This is a genomic window from Candidatus Frankia nodulisporulans (assembly GCF_902806475.1).
Classification (GTDB): Bacteria; Actinomycetota; Actinomycetes; order Frankiales; family Frankiaceae; genus Frankia; species Frankia umida.
This window is the reverse complement of record NZ_CADCWS010000310.1, coordinates 1-4,337: the sequence shown is the minus strand read 5'-3', so window position 1 is coordinate 4,337 and position 4,337 is coordinate 1. Positions and strand designations below refer to the sequence as shown.

The 4,337-nt window shown below is 71.0% G+C and carries 1 protein-coding gene and 1 pseudogene; one reads left to right on the top strand and one right to left on the bottom strand.

The window, feature by feature from the left end:
* Positions 1–94: 94 nt before the first annotated feature.
* Positions 95–643, top strand: a pseudogene (locus G6R24_RS18695) (GNAT family N-acetyltransferase); the annotation flags it as partial.
* A 155-nt stretch (positions 644–798) separates the two neighbouring features.
* Here the strand turns inward: G6R24_RS18695 and G6R24_RS18690 are convergent.
* Positions 799–3,864: an nSTAND1 domain-containing NTPase gene (locus tag G6R24_RS18690; protein WP_163550494.1), complete on the bottom strand. Its 3,066-nt coding sequence runs from the start codon at positions 3,862–3,864 to the stop codon at positions 799–801.
* Positions 3,865–4,337: the final 473 nt, after the last annotated feature.

Genomic DNA, 4,337 nt, shown 5'->3' with positions numbered 1-4,337 from the left:
GATCTGGAATATTCGGACAGAAACCGGCGGCACTCCCGGGTATATCTGCGTCGGGGTGCTTCCCTGCCGGCTCCGGTAGGCGGACCATCGTTTCATGACGCTGACCTACGGGGTGCCGAGCCGCTGCGACATACCCACCGTCGTCACCTCGCGGCTGATCCTGCGGGGATGGCGGCCCGAGGATCTCGCTCCGTACGCGGCGATGAACGCCGACCCGGAAACTATGCGTTATCTTGACGGTCCCTTCGGGGTGGACGCCACCGAGCGGCTCGTCACGCATCTGATCGGCATGTGGTCGTTGCGCGGCCACGGCATGTGGGCGGTCGAGGATCGGGGCAGCGGCGAGTTCCTCGGTCGCGCCGGCTCCTATATCGCGCAGGGCTGGCCCGGCATCGAGGTCGCCGTGTCGATTCGCCGCGACCACTGGGGCCGTGGCCTCGGAACCGAGGCGATTCGCGCGTCCCTGGAGTTCGGCTTCGAACGGCTCCCCGTCGACGAGCTGATCACGTCGACCCATCGCGACAACACCGGCATGAACAGCATCGCCCACCGTCTCGGCATGACTTTCCGCGGCGTCGCCGACGTCGGCCCGTGGCGGGCCAGCAACGTGTACGCCATTACCCGCGCCGAATGGCGCTCCCGACCACCCGCCACCACGACCACCGTGGCCACCACGACCAGCATGGCCACGGTCACCACCGCGACCAGCATGGCCGCCGCGACGACGCCGGCCGCGGCATTACTGCGTATTCGCCAGAGCGGGCCTTCCTCGGGTGGGTATCCGTCGGTTGACTGCGGTCACGGCGAGCAGAGGTCGCGAAAGCGCACACCCGGCAGGTAGTACTGCCACGACGACGCGTCCAGCCCCCTGCCCGCGCGCTGGCAGGCGTAGGCCACGATCTTCTTCGCGACGAATTCGTGGACCGCGGTGAGATCCCAGAGCCGAATCGTCCCGTCATTGGCACCGGAGGCCAGCACCGTTCCGTCCGGTGAGAAGGCGAGCGACAGCGGGGAAAGGGTGTGCCCGGCCAGTGGCTGCCCGATGGGTTTCAGTCTCGGCCAGCTGCTCGGATCACCGGTGTCGTCCCGCGGCCGGCCGAGTGAATCCGGGTCGGTCGCCCACAGCCGTACTCCGCGGCCCGCATCGGCACTGGCCAGAATCCGGCGATCGGGTGAGAACGCCACCGCCCGCACCGCACCGGTATCGGTGTCGGCTTTGGCCAACGCCGGTTTTGCGCCGCCGTAGCACAGCCGCACGGTGAGCGCACCCGTCACCGGACCGGGCCCCGCGTCGCCCTCGGCACTCTGCTGGTCGCCCGCCGGGGCAGGGTCGGCCGACGTCACCTGGCGCAGGGGCACCGCGACACGTTCGGGCCGGGCGTCCACCTGGATGCTCAGATCGCGGGACGGCACGAGCAGCGGACCGAACGCCTCATCCCGCGCGGCGGCCGCTCTCGATGGGAGCCCATCCGCGGTGGCGCCCGAGATGGTGGCGCCCGAGGAAGCAGGGCTGGTGGGGCTGGTGGGGCCGGGGTGCTCATCGGTGGTCAGCCGGGGTGCGGCGAGGTCGGTCAGATCCCAGGCGAGGGTGGTGCCCAGGGAGTCGTCCGCGGTCAGGCTTCGTCCGTCGGCGGTGAACCGCAGGGCGGTGACGGGGCCGTGTAGTCCGATCAGGGGGCTGCCCACCGCGGCGGGTTCGTCGGCCCGCAGCAGCCACAGGCGCACCGAGGCGTCCGCGGCACCGGCGGCGAGCAGGATCTCGCCCCGATCGGTGCGGACGAACGCCAGCGCCGTCACCGGGGCACCGACGGTGATGACGCCGGTCGGGTCGGCGGCGAGGCTCTGCAGCAGGTTCTCCTGGCTGGCCAGGTCGGGATGGACAGCCGCGGCGGCCAGGGCCAGGCGCAGCGCCTTGACCCGGTCGGTGCCGCGGATGTCGTCCGCGGCGGTGAGCAGCGACCGCGCCAGGGTCGCGATGCGGGCCCGGTCGGCGCCACGCTGGGCGTTACGGGCGTAGGCGGTCTGCACGGCGGCGAGCGCGGCGGCCGTCAACGCCACCACCAACGCGATCGACAGCAGGCTGACCACCCGCCGCCGCCGCAACCGGACACGGCGGGCCTCGCTCTCGGCCCGCTGGTTACAGGCGGCGAGGAACTGGCGGCCGGCCCGGTTCAGGTTGACGACGGGTTCGGCGCCCTTGCCGAACTGGCCGTGCGCGCCCCACAGCACCGTGGTGGCCGCGGTGAGCCGGTCAGCCCCCCACAACGGTCCGCCGCGAGCCCAGGCGGCGGCGGCCCGTTCCACCTGGCCCTCGGTGAACAGTGCCGCCTCCCGTTCCCGAATCGCCGAGTCCAACGGCTGCCAGGCCGTCAGCAGCGCCTCATGGACCACCCCCACCGCGGTGGTGCCGAGGCTTTCCGCCGGGGTCGACAGCAACCGCTGGTCGACGAACACCCCGAACGCCGTCCGCAGCGCGTCCGAGGACAGTTCCCCGAAGTCGACGCGGCGCCGGGTGCGCCGTCCGGCCTCGTCGATCGTGGCGAGTTCGGCCATGCTGGCCAGAATCACCTCCCGCGGCAGGTGGGCCGCCGTCACCGCCTCCTCCAGCACCGCGTCGGCCCGGATGGTCAGCGCTCCGCGTACCCCGCCCAGCTGGTCATACCGCGCAGCCGAGAGCAGATCTCCCCGGGACAGCCCGCGGGCCAGCTCCTCCAGGGTGAACGCGAGCAGCGGCAGCGCCTCGCCGGCCTCGGTGTCCTCCACCATCCGGCTGACCAGCTCCGGAGCCACCCGCAGCCCCGCCACCCGCGCGGGCTCCGTGATCACCACGCTGAACATCTCGCGCGACAACGGACGCAGCGGGAACGCGTGCAGGTTCGCCCCTCGTAGTTCCGGCACGGCGAACCACTGGTCCTGAAACTCCGACCGCACCGCGACCACCACCCGAACGGCCCCCCCGAGCCCCTCCGAGAGCAACGTCGCGAACCGCGAGCGGGCCTGCGCCGGCGTCCGGGTGAACAGCTCCTCGCCCTGATCCACCACGATCAGCAACCGGTCGCGGGACGGACCCGAGCCCGCCGCCAACAGCTCCTCGGTGATCGACGCGAGCGCTCCCGGCTCCTCCCGCAGCCGCTGGTCGACCTCGGTGGCCGTCCACGGCACTCCCACCGAACCGGCGGCGTTCGCCAGCGCCAACGCCAGCTTGCGGGTCGGATCACGCCCCGGCACGAACGGCTCGGCCACCATCCACCCCGGCTCCTCGCTGAACCGTGCCGTCAGCCCCGCGCTGACCAGGGACGACTTCCCGCACCCCGACCCGCCGACGACCAGCAGCAGCCGACGGTCACTGAGCGCCCGCAACCGGTGCGCGAGCCGGCGCAGCTCGTCGTCGCGGCCGTAGAAGACCCGCGCCATGTCCCGGGTGAACGGTCGCAGCCCCGGAAACGGCGATCGCTCCCACACCCCCCGCCCGCCCGCCGCGTCAATCCGCCGCAGCGCCACATCCAGATCGGCGGCCCACTGCGGATTGTCGACGGCCACCGCGTACTGCCGGTCGTCCAACAACGGCGAGGAGGCCTCCGGCTGTGCCCGCAGCGGCACCAGCAGGCTGCCCACCTCGTGTGCTATTCCGATTTCGTACGCGCACCAGGGCGACGCGTTATAGGCATCGGTGAGCACACAGACAACCGCGTCGGCCGCCCGTAGCTCCTGATGCAGCCGTTCCTTCCAGAGATCACCCGGCGGGATGCCCTCCCGGATGTTGCGGGCGAGAAAAACCTGATGCTGACGTTCGGACAACCTCTGGTGGACCTCGTCGGCCAGCTCCCCGTCGGAGCCAGCGTGGCTGACGAAGATTCGCGCCACTCCACATCTCCAAGAATCGCTGTGCACAGATGATCCATCGCGCGTGGTGCCTGGGTGTCGGCTGTTCGGCTCGGTGCCTGCTGTCGGACCCCTGCCCCGCCTCTCGAGAATATGTGTACGGGACGTCCTTTTCCGTACGACCCTGTACGGGTCTTCCGCTCCCGCGCGGGTCCGTGCCGTCTCACCTCGGTCGCGTTCACCGCACGTACCCCTGGGAGTTACCGGTGGATGAACGTCCAACGGTTTCCTGTGGCCTCCCTGGTGACAGGAAAGTGAACATTGGACGGATGTCCCGGTCGATTTCCGGCCACTTGCCGACGCCCGCCAGAAATCCCCTGATGCCGAGGCTTGTTCGGTGACTGATGGCCCCGTTTTCCCAACAGCCCTCGGCATGTGGCCGCACAACCCTCGGCGCCGAGCCTGGCAGCCCTCGGCATCGCGACCGCGCCTCGTCCGGACCGGCGGGCGCCCTG